The organism is Streptomyces sp. NPDC042259, from assembly GCF_055582085.1.
On sequence record NZ_JBVJDW010000005.1, the window covers coordinates 96,437 to 110,043 of the forward strand.

General features: G+C 71.6%; 15 protein-coding genes. 1 reads left to right on the forward strand and 14 read right to left on the reverse strand.

The window, feature by feature from the left end:
• Positions 1 to 23: 23 nt before the first annotated feature.
• The 6 genes from rlmN to rpsB all read right to left on the reverse strand — a co-directional run bounded on the left by rlmN (position 24) and on the right by rpsB (position 5,809).
• Entirely contained in the window at positions 24 to 1,130 is a 1,107-nt protein-coding gene (gene rlmN, locus ACZ6MA_RS15975; RefSeq protein ID WP_130880155.1) for a dual-specificity RNA methyltransferase RlmN, read from the reverse strand.
• A gap of 114 nt (positions 1,131 to 1,244) precedes the next feature.
• Positions 1,245 to 2,327 (reverse strand): phosphatidate cytidylyltransferase, encoded by a 1,083-nt coding sequence (locus tag ACZ6MA_RS15980; protein WP_469434254.1) that lies wholly within the window; start codon positions 2,325 to 2,327, stop codon positions 1,245 to 1,247.
• Positions 2,327 to 2,884, reverse strand: a complete 558-nt coding sequence (gene frr / locus ACZ6MA_RS15985; protein ID WP_130880153.1) for a ribosome recycling factor — start codon at positions 2,882 to 2,884, stop codon at positions 2,327 to 2,329. The genes ACZ6MA_RS15980 and frr overlap by 1 nt, the downstream gene beginning before the upstream one ends.
• Before the next feature lie 169 nt (positions 2,885 to 3,053).
• Positions 3,054 to 3,833 carry a UMP kinase gene (gene pyrH, locus ACZ6MA_RS15990; RefSeq protein ID WP_469434256.1) on the reverse strand — a complete coding sequence of 260 codons (780 nt, stop codon included), beginning with the start codon at positions 3,831 to 3,833 and terminating at the stop codon, positions 3,054 to 3,056.
• A gap of 162 nt (positions 3,834 to 3,995) precedes the next feature.
• On the reverse strand, positions 3,996 to 4,832 hold the full coding sequence (gene tsf / locus ACZ6MA_RS15995; protein WP_469434258.1) for a translation elongation factor Ts: 837 nt from the start codon (positions 4,830 to 4,832) through the stop codon (positions 3,996 to 3,998).
• A gap of 95 nt (positions 4,833 to 4,927) precedes the next feature.
• Positions 4,928 to 5,809: a 30S ribosomal protein S2 gene (rpsB, locus tag ACZ6MA_RS16000; protein WP_365371563.1), complete on the reverse strand. Its 882-nt coding sequence runs from the start codon at positions 5,807 to 5,809 to the stop codon at positions 4,928 to 4,930.
• Between the two features lie 313 nt (positions 5,810 to 6,122).
• On the opposite strand from rpsB, the gene ACZ6MA_RS16005 reads away from it, so the two are divergent.
• Complete coding sequence (locus tag ACZ6MA_RS16005) at positions 6,123 to 6,878, forward strand: murein hydrolase activator EnvC family protein (protein WP_469434260.1); 756 nt, start codon at positions 6,123 to 6,125, stop codon at positions 6,876 to 6,878.
• A 121-nt stretch (positions 6,879 to 6,999) separates the two neighbouring features.
• Here the strand turns inward: ACZ6MA_RS16005 and ACZ6MA_RS16010 are convergent, their stop codons facing one another.
• The 8 genes from ACZ6MA_RS16010 to lepB all read right to left on the reverse strand — a co-directional run bounded on the left by ACZ6MA_RS16010 (position 7,000) and on the right by lepB (position 13,560).
• Positions 7,000 to 7,557, reverse strand: a complete 558-nt coding sequence (locus ACZ6MA_RS16010; RefSeq protein ID WP_469434693.1) for a TetR/AcrR family transcriptional regulator — start codon at positions 7,555 to 7,557, stop codon at positions 7,000 to 7,002.
• 74 nt (positions 7,558 to 7,631) lie between these two features.
• A complete protein-coding gene (gene whiG / locus ACZ6MA_RS16015) occupies positions 7,632 to 8,468 on the reverse strand; it encodes an RNA polymerase sigma factor WhiG (protein WP_469434262.1) in 837 nt (278 codons plus the stop codon).
• Positions 8,469 to 8,709: 241 nt separating this feature from the next.
• Positions 8,710 to 9,930 carry a DNA-processing protein DprA gene (dprA, locus tag ACZ6MA_RS16020; protein WP_469434264.1) on the reverse strand — a complete coding sequence of 407 codons (1,221 nt, stop codon included), beginning with the start codon at positions 9,928 to 9,930 and terminating at the stop codon, positions 8,710 to 8,712.
• Positions 9,927 to 11,546: a YifB family Mg chelatase-like AAA ATPase gene (locus ACZ6MA_RS16025; RefSeq protein WP_469434265.1), complete on the reverse strand. Its 1,620-nt coding sequence runs from the start codon at positions 11,544 to 11,546 to the stop codon at positions 9,927 to 9,929. Before ACZ6MA_RS16025 ends, dprA begins: the two co-directional genes overlap by 4 nt.
• A complete protein-coding gene (locus ACZ6MA_RS16030; RefSeq protein ID WP_469434266.1) occupies positions 11,546 to 11,905 on the reverse strand; it encodes a YraN family protein in 360 nt (119 codons plus the stop codon). Before ACZ6MA_RS16030 ends, ACZ6MA_RS16025 begins: the two co-directional genes overlap by 1 nt.
• 82 nt (positions 11,906 to 11,987) lie before the next feature.
• Positions 11,988 to 12,296, reverse strand: a complete 309-nt coding sequence (locus ACZ6MA_RS16035) for a DUF2469 domain-containing protein (RefSeq protein ID WP_009714730.1) — start codon at positions 12,294 to 12,296, stop codon at positions 11,988 to 11,990.
• A gap of 39 nt (positions 12,297 to 12,335) precedes the next feature.
• On the reverse strand, positions 12,336 to 12,824 hold the full coding sequence (locus ACZ6MA_RS16040) for an NUDIX hydrolase (RefSeq protein WP_469434268.1): 489 nt from the start codon (positions 12,822 to 12,824) through the stop codon (positions 12,336 to 12,338).
• Complete coding sequence (lepB, locus tag ACZ6MA_RS16045; RefSeq protein ID WP_469434269.1) at positions 12,817 to 13,560, reverse strand: signal peptidase I; 744 nt, start codon at positions 13,558 to 13,560, stop codon at positions 12,817 to 12,819. The genes ACZ6MA_RS16040 and lepB overlap by 8 nt, the downstream gene beginning before the upstream one ends.
• Positions 13,561 to 13,607: the final 47 nt, after the last annotated feature.

Sequence of the window (13,607 nt, forward strand, 5' to 3'; positions counted from 1 at the left end):
TTCGCCTGGGCGAGTGGACAGTATCAGCGCTCGGCGGCGGCGAGCTGACCGCACGCTCCGTCGATCTCCTGGCCGCGCGTGTCACGCACGGTGACGGGCACGCCGTGCGCGGCGATCGCCTGGACGAACGCCCGCTCGTCCTCCGGCCGGGAGGCGGTCCACTTCGAACCCGGGGTCGGGTTGAGCGGGATGAGGTTGACGTGCACGCGCTTGCCCTTGAGGAGCCGGCCGAGCAGGTCACCACGCCACGCCTGGTCGTTGATGTCCCGGATGAGGGCGTACTCGATGGAGATCCGGCGGCCGGACTTCTCCGCGTACTCCCAGGCGGCGTCGAGGACCTCGCGGACCTTCCACCGGGTGTTGACCGGCACGAGGGTGTCGCGCAGCTCGTCGTCCGGGGCGTGCAGCGAGACCGCGAGACGGCACTTGAAGCCCTCGTCGGCGAAGCGCAGCATCGCGGGCACCAGGCCGACGGTGGAGACGGTGATGCCGCGCTGCGAGAGCCCGAGGCCGTCCGGCTCGGGGTCGGTCAGACGGCGGATCGCGCCGACGACGCGCTTGTAGTTGGCGAGCGGCTCGCCCATGCCCATGAAGACGATGTTGGAAAGCCGCGCCGGGCCGCCGGGCACCTCGCCGTCGCGCAGGGCGCGCATGCCGTCGACGATCTGGTGCACGATCTCGGCGGTCGACAGATTGCGGTCCAGCCCGGCCTGGCCGGTGGCGCAGAACGGGCAGTTCATGCCGCAGCCGGCCTGGGAGCTGATGCACATGGTGACCCGGTCGGGGTAACGCATGAGCACGGACTCGACCAGCGTGCCGTCGTGCAGCCGCCACAGGGTCTTACGGGTGGTGTCGCTGTCGCACGAGATGTGCCGTACGACGCTCATCAGCTCCGGCAGCAGCTCGGCCGCGAGCTTCTCGCGGGCCGCCGCCGGGATGTCCGTCCATGCCGCCGGGTCGTGCGCGTACCGGGCGAAGTAGTGCTGGGACAGCTGCTTCGCGCGAAACGGCTTCTCGCCGATCGCGGCGACGGCTTCGCGGCGCTCGGCGGGGGTGAGGTCGGCAAGGTGCCGCGGGGGCTTCTTGGCCCCGCGCGGCGCGACGAAAGTGAGTTCTCCGGGTGCAGGCATGGTCCTACCAGTGTCGCAGACATACGGAGAGGGGCCCGCCGCCCTGTGGACAACGTGCCCCTCACCGAAAAAACCGCAGGTCAGGCCATTGGACGAGGAAGACCCCGCCGCGGCTCAGGTGCTGCCGACGAAGACGACCAGCAGCAGCCACACCACCGGGGCGGTCGGCAGCAGCGAGTCCAGCCGGTCCATGATCCCGCCGTGGCCCGGCAGCAGGGCGCCCATGTCCTTGATGCCCAGGTCCCGCTTGATCATCGACTCGCCGAGGTCGCCCAGCGTGGCGCTGACCGCGACCGCGAGGCCCAGCAGCAGACCCTGCCACCACTGCCCGCCGTCGATCAGGAAGTGCGTGCACAGCGCGCCCGCCACCATGGCGAACGCCACCGCGCCGAGCAGCCCCTCCCGGGTCTTGCCGGGGCTGATGCGCGGCGCGAGCTTCTTCTTGCCGAACCGCCAGCCCACCGCGTAGGCACCGGTGTCGCTGACCACCGTGAGCAGCAGGAAGGTCAGGACCCGCCAGGCGCCGTCGTCCGCGGCCAGCATCAGCGCCACGAACGTGGCGAGGAAGGGCACGTAGAAGGCCGCGAAGATGCCCGCCGTGACGTCCCGGAGGTAGTCCTCGGGCGGCTCCGTCATACGCCATACGAGCACCGCGAGCGCGGTGAAGGCCATGGCCACCCACGCGCCCTCGGCGCCGTTCACGAAGCCGGCGACGACCATGGCGGCGCCACCGACCGCGAGCGGCACGAGCGGCGCCCGGATGGCCTTCTTCTCGGCCAGCCGGGAGGTCAGCTCCCACAGCCCGACGACCACGGCCACCACGATGACGCCGAGGAAGACGGGCTTGTAGACGAACAGGGAGGCGAGGATGACGGCACCGAGGCCGACACCCACCCCTATCGCCGCCCGCAGATCGCGCCCGGCGCTCTTCTTCGCCGCGTTCGCCGTCTGAGGGGCAGCGGGCTCCTGCGGCCGGATGTCGGGCTCCTGTTCGTCGCGGAACAGGGGGCCGCCGAAGTCAGCGGCCCCCTGATCACGGTCGTCCTGGTCTCCGCCTGCGTCGGGCACGATGGGCATGGGGCGAGTCTGCGCCGCGTAGGCCGCCTCGTGCACAGGACCCGCCGAACCGGCGGGTCCCTGGTCGGTGGACCCTGCAAAACCGACGCGCGGCGGGGCCCCCCAGGATGCGTCGTTCATCAGACCTCGAGGAGCTCGGATTCCTTGTGCTTGAGCAGCTCGTCCACCTGAGCGACGTACTTCTGGGTGGTGTCGTCGAGCTCCTTCTCCGCGCGACGCACCTCGTCCTCGCCGGACTCCTTGTCCTTGACGAGCTTGTCGAGGAGTTCCTTGGCCTTGCGGCGGATGGAGCGGATCGAGATCTTGGAGTCCTCGGCCTTGGTCTTGGCGACCTTGACGAACTCCTTGCGGCGCTCCTGGGTCAGCTCCGGGAAGGTCACCCGGATGATGTTGCCGTCGTTGCTGGGGTTGACGCCCAGGTCGGAGTCGCGGATGGCCTGCTCGATGTTGCGCAGCGCGCTCTTGTCGAACGGGGTCACCACGGCCATGCGCGGCTCGGGGACCGAGAACGACGCCAGCTGGTTGATGGGCGTCAGCGCACCGTAGTAGTCCGCCACGATCTTGTTGAACATCGCGGGGTGCGCACGCCCGGTGCGGATCGCCGCGAAGTCCTCCTTGGCGACCACGACGGCCTTCTCCATCTTCTCCTCGGCCTCGAGGAGGATCTCTTCGATCACCACTTGCTCCTGGTGTTATCAGTAAGCAGAGCCTCGCCCCTGCGCGCGTCTTCTCCTGCACGGTGTCCGACCGGCAGGCAGTTGTCCATCCCCGTGCCGAGGTCTTCCCGCGGCCCGGAGTTGCCGCCCGTGCCGGCACCTGGCCGGTCCGGGCGGTTGTGCGAGCCCGTCAGGCCCGCGTGCTCTGGTCGCTCACCAGCGTGCCGATCTTCTCACCCTTGACCGCGCGCCCGATGTTGCCCTCGGCGAGCAGCTCGAAGACGAGGATCGGCAGCTTGTTGTCCATGCACAGGGTGATGGCGGTGGCGTCGGCGACCTTGAGGCCGCGGGAGAGGACCTCGCCGTATTCGAGGGCGTCGAACTTCACCGCGGCGGGGTTCTTCTTCGGGTCGGAGTCGTAGACCCCGTCGACACCGTTCTTGCCCATCAGGATCGCCTCGGCGTGGATCTCCAGGGCGCGCTGGGCGGCGGTGGTGTCGGTGGAGAAGTAGGGCATGCCCATGCCGGCGCCGAAGATCACGACGCGGCCCTTCTCCAGGTGGCGCACGGCGCGCAGCGGGATGAACGGCTCGGCGACCTGGCCCATGGTGATGCCGGTCTGCACCCGCGTCTCGATGCCTTCCTTGACCAGGAAGTCCTGGAGGGCGAGGCAGTTCATGACCGTGCCGAGCATGCCCATGTAGTCCGAGCGGGCCCGGTCCATGCCGCGCTGCTGCAGCTCGGCGCCGCGGAAGAAGTTGCCGCCGCCGATGACGACGGCGATCTCGTAGCCCTCGCGGACGACCGCCGCGATCTCCCGGGCGATGGCGTGCACGACATCGGGGTCGACGCCGAGCCCTCCGCCGCCGGCGAAGGCCTCGCCGGACAGTTTCAGCATGAACCGACGGCGCTTGCCGCGGTCGGTGCTCTCGTCGTCGGCGGCCTGTGGGGCGTCCGCACCCTGATTCATTGGAGATCTCCTCGTGCACATACGAAGAAGGCCATTGCCGGATGGGTCCTTATCAGATCCCTGTACGGCAATGGCCTCCTCGTCACATCAGCGGCCGGCCGGTGGACGGTCGGCTGCGTACGACCCTAGCGGGTCGCAGGTCATTCGCGTCCTGCTGACGGCTCAGGCGCCGACGCGGATGCGCGCGAAGCGCTTGAGCGTGACACCGGCCTCGTCCAGGATCTTCTGGACGGTCTTCTTGTTGTCCTTGGCGAACGGCTGGTCCAGCAGCACGCTCTCCTTGAAGAAACCGGTGACGCGACCCTCGACGATCTTCGGCAGGGCGGCCTCGGGCTTGCCCTCCTCGCGAGCGGTGGCCTCGGCGACGCGGCGCTCGTTGTCGACGACGTCGGCCGGGATCTCGTCACGCGAGAGGAACTTCGGCGCGAACGCGGCGATGTGCTGCGCGACGTCCTTGGCGACCTCGGCGTTCTCCTTGTCGAGCTCGACGAGGACACCGACCTGCGGCGGCAGGTCCGCGGCCGTGCGGTGCATGTACGCGGAGACGAAGCCGTCGGCGAAGCGCGCGAAGCGGTCGACGACGATCTTCTCGCCGAGGGTGGCGTTGGCCTCGTCCACGAACGCCTGGACGGTCTTGCCGGACTCGATCTCGGACGCCATGAGCGCCTCGATGTCGGCCGGGGCCGTCTTGGCGACGTGGGCGGCGAGCGCGTCGGCGACGGTGACGAACTTGTCACCCTTGGCGACGAAGTCGGTCTCGCACTTCAGCTCGACCAGCACACCCGAGGTGTTGTCGTCGGCGATGACGGAGACGACGGCACCGTTGGAGGTGGTGCGGCTCTCGCGCTTGGCCACGCCCTTCAGGCCCTTGACGCGAACGATCTCGACGGCCTTCTCGACGTTGCCCTCGGCCTCGTCCAGCGCCTTCTTGCAGTCCATCATGCCGGCGCCGGTGAGCTCACGGAGCTTCTTGACGTCAGCGGCGGTGAAGTTCGCCATTTTCGTGAATCTCTTCTCGAAAGTCGTTGTGACTACGGTGCACGACGGGGGCGGCGCGTTCCGCGCCGACCCCGTCATCTACCGCGACTGAGTGGTCAGGCCTGCTCGGCGTCCGCGGCCGGGGCCTCGGGGGCCTCGGCAGCGGCCTCGGCGGGCGCCTCGGCGGCGGCCTCGGCCGGCTTCTCGGCCTCGTCGGACTTCTTGTCGCCCTCGAGCAGGTCGCGCTCCCACTCGGCCAGCGGCTCGCCGGCGGCCTTGTCGGCCTTGGCGTCACCGGTGGCGGCACCGGAACGGGCGATGAGGCCCTCGGCGACGGCGTCGGCGATCACGCGGGTGAGCAGCGTGACGGAGCGGATCGCGTCGTCGTTACCCGGGATCTTGTAGTCGACCTCGTCGGGGTCGCAGTTGGTGTCGAGGATCGCGACGACCGGGATGCGGAGCTTGCGCGCCTCACCGACGGCGATGTGCTCCTTCTTGGTGTCCACGATCCAGACGGCGCTGGGCACCTTCTGCATCTCGCGGATGCCGCCGAGGGTCTTCTCGAGCTTGGTCTTCTCGCGGGAGAGGACGAGCAGCTCCTTCTTGGTGAGGCCGGACGCGGCCACATCCTCGAAGTCGATGAGCTCGAGCTCCTTCAGGCGCTGCAGGCGCTTGTAGACGGTCGAGAAGTTGGTGAGCATGCCGCCCAGCCAGCGCTGGTTGACGTACGGCATCCCGACACGGGTCGCCTGCTCGGCGATGGCCTCCTGGGCCTGCTTCTTCGTACCGACGAACATGATGGAGCCGCCGTGCGCGACGGTCTCCTTGACGAACTCGTAGGCGCGGTCGATGTACGACAGCGACTGGAGCAGGTCGATGATGTAGATGCCGTTGCGCTCCGTGAAGATGAAACGCTTCATCTTCGGGTTCCAACGACGGGTCTGGTGACCGAAGTGGACGCCGCTCTCCAGCAGCTCCCGCATCGTGACGACGGCCATGGCCGCGCTCCTCGTATTGCTCGGTTCCACGGCGGCCGGGCGGCCGCCGCTCCTGACGCCCCGGCGTGCCCGCCGGGAGGGCGCTCTTGCGAGAAGCCGTTCCACGGACCGAGAGACACGGCCACCGTGCTGCCCGAAAGGGACTGACGCGCCAGTGGCGGGGCGTGCGAAGTCGATCCGGTGACCCGGATCGCCATGAGAAGTGTACGGGACCGGTGAAGGCCCGGGTGACGGCGATGTCCACAACCCGCGAGTAGTCCACAGATCCGGGTCAAGATCCCCACCGGACGGCGCAGTGCGGGACGGTGACGGCATGCGACGACTCGGCACGGCCGTGCGAGCCCTCACCCTCTGGGCGCTGCCGGCCATCATCCTGTGCGGCACGGCTTCGGCCGCGGTTTCGGCGGCGGATTTCCCGAGGGGTCCGGCCGCGCGTCCGGGGGCGGGCCCGGGGGCGGCGAGCCCGGGAAGGGGTCCGGCCCCGGGCCCGCGAGGGGAGGCGGCGGGCGGCCGTCCCCCACCGGGCCGGACTGCCGCACCCACCGACGGCGCGGGGCGGGCGGCCGGCGACCGGGCCTGGCCGGTCGGCGGGGCGCGCGGGGCACGGCCCCTGGTCGTGCGGGGCTGGGACCCGCCTCCGGAGCCCTGGAAGGCGGGCCACCGCGGGGTGGATCTCGCCGCCGTCACCGGGCAGCCGGTCCGGGCCGCGGCGCCGGGCACGATCGCCTTCGCCGGGCCGGTCGCCGGGCGCCCGGTGCTGGTGGTGGAGCTGTCCGGCACCGGCGCCCCGCCACTGCGCACGACGTACGAGCCGGTACGGGCCACGGCGCGGGTGGACGACCGGGTGGCGGCGGGAGAGGTGATCGGCACGCTGGCGGGCGGGCCGTTGTTCTCCCACTGCCGGAACGGCGTGGGAGGTGCCCCCTCCCCGGCAGGCTGTCTGCACTGGGGGCTGCGGCGCGGTGAGGCCTATCTCGATCCGCTGAGCCTGCTGCCGCCGGAAATACTCCGCCGCGGCCCGTCCCGTCTGCTCCCGCTGACCGGCGCCTTCCCGCCGCTTCCTCCGTGAGGCGGGGGCGGCGTATCGATGCCGATGCCTTCGGGGTGGCGTCCGCCGAAGAGGCCGTAGCGGTCATAGGAGCCGGAGGGGCAAGGCGTCCAAGGAGGCCGCAGTGCCCGAGGCGGAGGGGTCAGCCCCGGACGCCGCGCAGGGCCATGGAGACGGCGGCTTCGGTGATCCGGTGCGGCTCCTCGGCCGCGCCCAGCTCGATCCGGCGGACCGCGGCGTCCACCACGCCCTGGAGGAGCATGGCGGCCAGTCGCGGCTGCTCGTGGCCCAGGTCCACGAGGGCCTCGACGACCATGGCGATCAACCCGCCGTGCGCGGCGCGGATCTTCTCGCGCGCGCCCGCGTCCAGCTCGCCGGCCGAGATGGCGACCACGGCACGGTGACGGCGGTCGCCGACGAGCGCGAGCTGCTGCCGCACATAGGCCTCGATCTTCGCCTCGGGCGTGTCCGCCCGGTCCATCGCGGCCTCGACCTCCGCCGCCCAGACGGGGAAGTCGACGGCGCACAGCTCCTCGACGACCGCCGCCCGCGAGCGGAAGTACTCATAGACCGAGGACCGCGCGAGTCCGGTGCGCTCGGCGAGTGCGGGGAAGGTCAGCGCCTCCGTACCGCCTTCGGACAGCAGGGAGCGGGCGGCGTCCAGCAGGGCGCCGCGCTGCATCGTCCGGTGCTCGGCCACGGAGGCCGCTCGAATCCTGGGCACGCGTCCACTCTACGGACCCACCCCGTCACGGACGACGCTGGAGGGACGATTCAGCGTCCGACATCCGCCAGCTTGGCCCGCAGCTGAAGCACCGACTTGGTGTGGATCTGACTGACCCGGCTCTCGGTGACACCGAGCACCTGCCCGATCTCCGCCAGCGTGAGTCCCTCGTAGTAATACAGGGTGACCACGGTCTTCTCCCGCTCCGGGAGGGTGTTGATGGCCCGGGCCAGCAGCCGGCGCAGCTCGTGGTCCTCGGCCACCTCGACCGGGTCGTCGGCGGCGGTGTCCTCCAGCGTGTCCATCAGGCTGAGCCGCTCGCCGCCCTCCTCACCGGCGTGCAGCAGGTCTTCCAGCGCCACCACGTTGGCGAGGGACAACTGGCTGAACACGGCGTGCAGTTCCTCCAGGGCGATGCCCATCTCGGCGGCGACCTCCGCCTCGGAGGGGGTGCGGCGCAGCTCGGCCTCCAGCGTGGCGTAGGCGCGCTCTACGGCGCGCGCCTTCTGCCGGACCGAGCGGGGGATCCAGTCCAGCGCGCGCAGTTCGTCGATCATCGCCCCCCGGATCCTGGTGATGGCGTAGGTCTCGAACTTGATGGCCCGCGCGGGGTCGAACTTCTCGATGGCGTCGATCAGTCCGAAGATCCCGGAGGAGACGAAGTCGGCCTGCTCGACGTTGGGCGGCAGCCCGACGCTGACCCGGCCCGCCACGTATTTCACCAGCGGCGAGTAGTGCAGGATCAGCTGCTCCCGCAGCCGTTCGTCGCCCGAGGCCTTGTACGACCGCCACAGCTCGTCGAGCGTCGAGGGCGCGGGAGGGCGCGCGGCGCCGCGGGCTGCGGGCGGCGCGGCCGCGCGGTCGGACCCGGAGGTGTGCTGGGGCATGCGTCGTCTTGAGCCGTTCTGGTGTGACGTGGATCGAGGGGGTACGAATGGCCGGATTCCCGTGAGCGTAGCGTGACTGAGACGTCGCGGTCAGCGAAGGGAACTCCTTCGGTGATGCGCGGATATGCTCCGCCGTCCGCGCCCCGGCAGGGCGGCCGCCTGGTGGTACGGCGGCCGAACGGAGCTCGCCGCATCGGCTGCCTCGGTCATCGCCTTAACCTTTTCACCCGATCGCCCCAGGTCAAGTACCGCCTCGCCGCACAGTCGGGCGTCGTCCGGGGGGCTTGGGGGTGCCGGATGTTGACGGCGGCCGGACCAACTGCCAGAGATCACCACGGCGTTCGACGAACCCCAGGGCCTGGAGTTCATAGAGCCCGGCGAGCGTCCGGTCCCGGCTCAGGGCCCCGTCCCGGGCGATGTCGTCGAGGTGGCCGCCGCCCCGCCCGGGCACGGCCTCCAGCACCGCGGCCGCCGTGGGCTCCAGCAGATCCCGGGCCACGATCGGCCCGCGTCGCTCGGGCGCCAGCTCACCGATGTCGCCGACCAACTCGGCGACCTCGTCGGCGTCGGTCACCAGGGTCGCCTCCTCGCGCAGCAGTTCGTGCACACCGGCCGACAGTCCGGAGGTAACGGGCCCCGGAACGCCCATGGTGTACCGGCCCAGGTGCCGTGCGCGGCGCGCCGTGACCAGGGATCCGCTGCGGTATTCGGCCTCCACGACCAGCGTCCCCCGCGTCAACGCGGCGATGACGCGGTTGCGCAGCACGAAGCGGCTCCGGGTGGGATGACCGCCCGGTGGCAACTCCGCGAGGACGAGACCCTGTTCCGCGATGCGGTCGATCAACTCGGTGTGTCCACGCGGATAGGGCACATCCACCCCCGAGGCCAGCACGGCCACCGTCGCCCCGCCGGCGGCGAGCGCCCCGCGGTGCGCCGCGCCGTCGACGCCGTAGGCGGCACCGGAGACCACCACCCAGCCGCGCTCGGCCAGCCCGGCCCCGAAGGTGGCCGCCACATGCGATCCATAGGCGGTGCAGGCCCGGGCACCGACCACGGCGACGGAGCGCAGCGCCCAGAGCCGCACATGAGGGCGGCCGCGGACCCACAGGCCCAGCGGCCGGGCGTCCCCGAGGTCGTCGAGCTGCCGGGGCCACTCCCCGTCGCCGGGGCACAGGAAGCGGCCTCCCAGCCGGGCCACGGCATCGAGGTCGCCCGCGGGGTCGAGGCGGGCGGCGCGAGCCCGGCACCCCGCCAGCCGCTCCTCGCGCGCGCCCTTGGGCGGCTGCCCCTCCCCTGTCAGCCCCCGGACCACGGCGGTGGCTCCCAGCTGCCGCACCCAACGCCCCACCGTCTCGTCCCCCGGCTCGGTCAGCCGCGTCAGCGCGGCCCTGGCGAGCCGTTCGCCGTCCGGGACGCGGCCCGGCGGGGAGCCGGGGACGGCGTCCGGGGCGGGGCCCGTCATGCCGGGGCTCCGGCGAGGGCGGCCGCGCCGCGCTGGAAGCCCGTCCGCAGTTCGAGCGCGTGGTTGACGTCCACCGCCTCGGGGCGGTCGTGTCCCGCGAGGTCCGCCAGCGTCCAGGCCACCCGCAGCACCCGGTCGAGGCCACGTGCCGTCAGCAGCCCCCGCTCCATGTCGCGTTCGGCCTCGGCCAGGGCTTCCGGGGCGGCGCGCCAGCGGGTCCGCAGCTCGTGCCCGGGTACTTCGCTGTTGGTGCGCCAGGGGGTGTCCGCGTACCGGCACAAGGCCCGGTCCCGGGCGGCGCGGACGCGCGCGGCGACCTCGGCGGTCGACTCCGCCCCGTGCCCGGCGCCCAGGCCGACCAGCTCGGACCGGGCCACCGGCTCGACCGTCACCCGCAGGTCGACGCGGTCCATGAGGGGCCCGGACAGGCGCGCCCGGTACCGTCTGACCGTCTGCGGGGCACAGTCGCACCCTTCACCGGTCAGTCCGTGCCGTCCGCACGGGCAGGGGTTGGCGGCCAGGGCGAGAAGGAACCGGGCGGGCAGTCGCATCACCCCCGCGGAGCGGGCCACGATCACATGCCCCGACTCCAGGGGCTGTCGGAGGGCGTCGAGCACCCGCCCCGAGAACTCCGGGGCCTCGTCCATGAACAACACGCCCCGGTGTGCCAGCGACACCGCCCCGGGGCGGGGCATCCCCGAACCGCCGCCGACGAGCGAGGCCATAGACGCGGAATGGTGGGGCGCGCAGTACGGTGCCCGCTCGACGAGCGGCTGACCGGCGGGCAGCACCCCGGCCACCGAGTGCACCGCGGTGACCTCCAGGGATTCCTGCGGGGTGAGCGGCGGCAGCAGACCGGGAAGCCGCTCCGCGAGCATGGTCTTGCCGGCCCCCGGCGGGCCCTGGAAATAGAGGTGGTGGCGGCCGGCCGCGGCGACCTCCAGCGCCCGGCGGGCTCTGCTCTGGCCCGCGACCTCGGCGAGATCCGGCCGGCGCTCGCCGAGGATGGCAGCCGCCCCGATGCCCACCCCCGGCACCGACAGCCCGGCCAGCATCGGGTCGGGGCTGCCTTCGCGCGGCCGGTCCTCCTCCTCGGGCACCGGCTCGTCCGTCAGGATCGCGATCAGCTGGCGCAGGCTGCGGACACCGAGCACCGAGACGCCGGGCACCAAGGAGGCCTCGGCCGTCGTACGTTCGGGGACGACGACCTGGCGGTAGCCGGCCTCGGCGGCGGCGAGCACCGCGGGGAGGACGCCGCGCACCGGACGGACCCGGCCGTCGAGGCCCAGCTCACCGATCATCATCAGATCGGCGATCTCGCGCGGGTCGATGCGCTCGGCGGCTCCCAGCACCGCGCAGGCCACCGCCAGGTCGAAGCCGCTGCCGCCCTTGGGGACCGAGGCCGGGCTCAGACCGACCGTCAGTTTCTTCTGCGGCCACTCCGCTCCGGAGTTCACCACCGCGGCGCGGACCCGGTCGCGGCTCTCGACGAGGCTCTTGTCGGGGAGACCGACGAGGGTGAAGGCCGCGACCCCCGGCTCCAGATCGGCCTGGACCTCGACCACGACCCCTTCGACACCGACGAGGGCCACCGAGCACGTTCGGGCGAAGCCCATCAGGCCACCCCCTTGACGTGCTCGATGACGGGGGCGCCCCGGTCGGGGACGACCACTCCCACCAGATCGATGCGCACCCCGCCCGGTGGCGGTCCGCCGTGCCGCTCCAGCCAGCGGGCGGCGAGCCGCCGCAGCCGCTCGGCCTTGACCGTCCGCACCGCGGCCATCGGGTGTTCGTAGGGCCCCGCGCGGCGCGCCTTGACCTCACAGATCACCAGGGCGTCGCCGTCGGACGCCACGATGTCGATCTCACCTTCCCGGCACCGCCAATTGCGGTCCAGGATCCTTATCCCCGCCTCGGCCAAACGGCGCACGGCCAGTTCCTCGCCGTAGCGGCCCAGCGCTCCTCGGGCGTTCACGGGCACCACCTCCGGCACCGACTGTGCCGCGCCCGCCCCCAACTATTGGATCTTGGTGGATAACCCGTCGGTTGTGGATAACTCAGCCACCCGGAAGGTCGAGATCGCTCTTGTTCAGCTCCTCGATGTTCACGTCCTTGAACGTGAGCACCCGCACCTGTTTCACGAACCGGGCCGGGCGGTACATGTCCCACACCCAGGCGTCGGCCATCGAGACCTCGAAGAAGACCTCGCCCTGCACGGAGTGGACCTGCATCTCGTAGTCGTTCGTCAGATAGAAACGACGCTCGGTCTCGATCACGTATTTGAACAGACCGACGACATCGCGGTACTCCCGGTAGAGCTTCAGCTCCATCTCGGTCTCGTACTTCTCGAGGTCCTCGGCGCTCATGGCATGTTCCCCTTCAGCCGTGCGTCCCCCCATTGTGCGTCAGGCGCGCTCAGTCTCCAGGAGCACCGGCGTACTCGGGGGTCCCTCGTCGAGCAGCGTACGCAGCAGCTCGCCGAGCCTGGTCGGATACACCGTCTCACGGGCCGAGAGGAGTTCCTCGCAGGTCCACCACCGCAGGCCCGTGACGCTGCGGCGCTCCAGTTCGGTCCCGCCGCCGGTCCACTGCCCCGCCTGCCCGGTGCGGGCCAGGAAGTAGCACTCCTCCTGGTCCCAGCGCCGCCCGTCGAAGGGGAAGGAGCAGAACCGGCGCCAGAGCACCGGGCCCAGTTCGATCTCTGTGATCCCCGTCTCCTCGGCCAGCTCCCGGCGCGCCGCCTGCTCCCAGGTCTCGTCGCCCTCCAGCCCGCCGCCCGGGGTGAACCACCAGGTGCTCGTGGGATCGGCCGGCTCGAAGCCGTTCAGCAGCAGGACGCGGTCCCGCGCGTCGAGCAGGATGACCCGCGCCGCCCTGCGCACGCCGTCAGCCATGCGCTACCGCCATCGCCCTTCCGTTCCTGCTCAGCCGGCGTGCGAGGGGTCCGTACGCCGCACCGCCCAGGATAAGCGCGGCCCCGGCGACGACGGAGGTCACCACGAGCGGCAGCGGTCCGGGCCGTGAGGTGCCGCCCGGCAGCGCGGCGAAGGTGGCGGGCCGGTCGATCATGCCCCAGCCGGCCATGGGCCATGCGGTGGCGTCCACGCGCGCCTTGACCGCCGTGCGCGGCACGGACCCCTGGCCGGCGTCGGTCAGGTGGGTGCGGGAGTCCAGGGAGCCGGCCCGGTGGTCACCGAGGAGGAAGAGCTGCCCGTCGGGCACGGTGGCGGCGAAACCGGTCGGCGAGGCCGGCCCCGGGCCCGGCACGTACGGCTCCTCCAGGGGCTCGCCGTTGATCGTGATCCGGCCCCGCCGGTCGCAGCAGGCGACCTTGTCGCCGCCGACGCCGACGACCCGCTTGACCATCGGCTGGTCGGCCCAGAGCCGGTCCTCGAAGACGACGACGTCCCCGCGCCGCACGTCCGCACCGTGGATCCGCTGGGCGAGGACCCGGTCGCCGATGCCGATGGTGGGCGACATCGAGTTGGTGGGCACGGTGTAGGGCCGGTAGAGGATGGCCCCCGCCACGAACCCGCCGAGGAAGAGCAGCAGACCGACGGCCACGGCCAGCCCGGACAGTCTCCTGCCCGTGCGGCCGTGGCCGTCGGTCGTCCCTGTCGTCTGGCTCATCCCCTGCCCCCGCGCCGTGTAGAAGATCGGATTCCATGCCCGGGGGC

Excerpts from the sequence above, each read along its gene's own strand:
- rlmN (WP_130880155.1), bottom strand. The coding sequence starts at position 1,130 with ATGCCTGCACCCGGAGAACTCACTTTCGTCGCGCCGCGCGGGGCCAAG.
- ACZ6MA_RS15980 (WP_469434254.1), bottom strand. The coding sequence starts at position 2,327 with ATGAACGACGCATCCTGGGGGGCCCCGCCGCGCGTCGGTTTTGCAGGG.
- pyrH (WP_469434256.1), bottom strand. The coding sequence starts at position 3,833 with ATGAATCAGGGTGCGGACGCCCCACAGGCCGCCGACGACGAGAGCACC.
- tsf (WP_469434258.1), bottom strand. The coding sequence starts at position 4,832 with ATGGCGAACTTCACCGCCGCTGACGTCAAGAAGCTCCGTGAGCTCACC.
- rpsB (WP_365371563.1), bottom strand. The coding sequence starts at position 5,809 with ATGGCCGTCGTCACGATGCGGGAGCTGCTGGAGAGCGGCGTCCACTTC.
- ACZ6MA_RS16005 (WP_469434260.1), top strand. The coding sequence starts at position 6,123 with ATGCGACGACTCGGCACGGCCGTGCGAGCCCTCACCCTCTGGGCGCTG.
- whiG (WP_469434262.1), bottom strand. The coding sequence starts at position 8,468 with ATGCCCCAGCACACCTCCGGGTCCGACCGCGCGGCCGCGCCGCCCGCA.
- dprA (WP_469434264.1), bottom strand. The coding sequence starts at position 9,930 with ATGACGGGCCCCGCCCCGGACGCCGTCCCCGGCTCCCCGCCGGGCCGC.
- ACZ6MA_RS16025 (WP_469434265.1), bottom strand. The coding sequence starts at position 11,546 with ATGGGCTTCGCCCGAACGTGCTCGGTGGCCCTCGTCGGTGTCGAAGGG.
- ACZ6MA_RS16035 (WP_009714730.1), bottom strand. The coding sequence starts at position 12,296 with ATGAGCGCCGAGGACCTCGAGAAGTACGAGACCGAGATGGAGCTGAAG.
- ACZ6MA_RS16040 (WP_469434268.1), bottom strand. The coding sequence starts at position 12,824 with ATGGCTGACGGCGTGCGCAGGGCGGCGCGGGTCATCCTGCTCGACGCG.
- lepB (WP_469434269.1), bottom strand. The coding sequence starts at position 13,560 with ATGAGCCAGACGACAGGGACGACCGACGGCCACGGCCGCACGGGCAGG.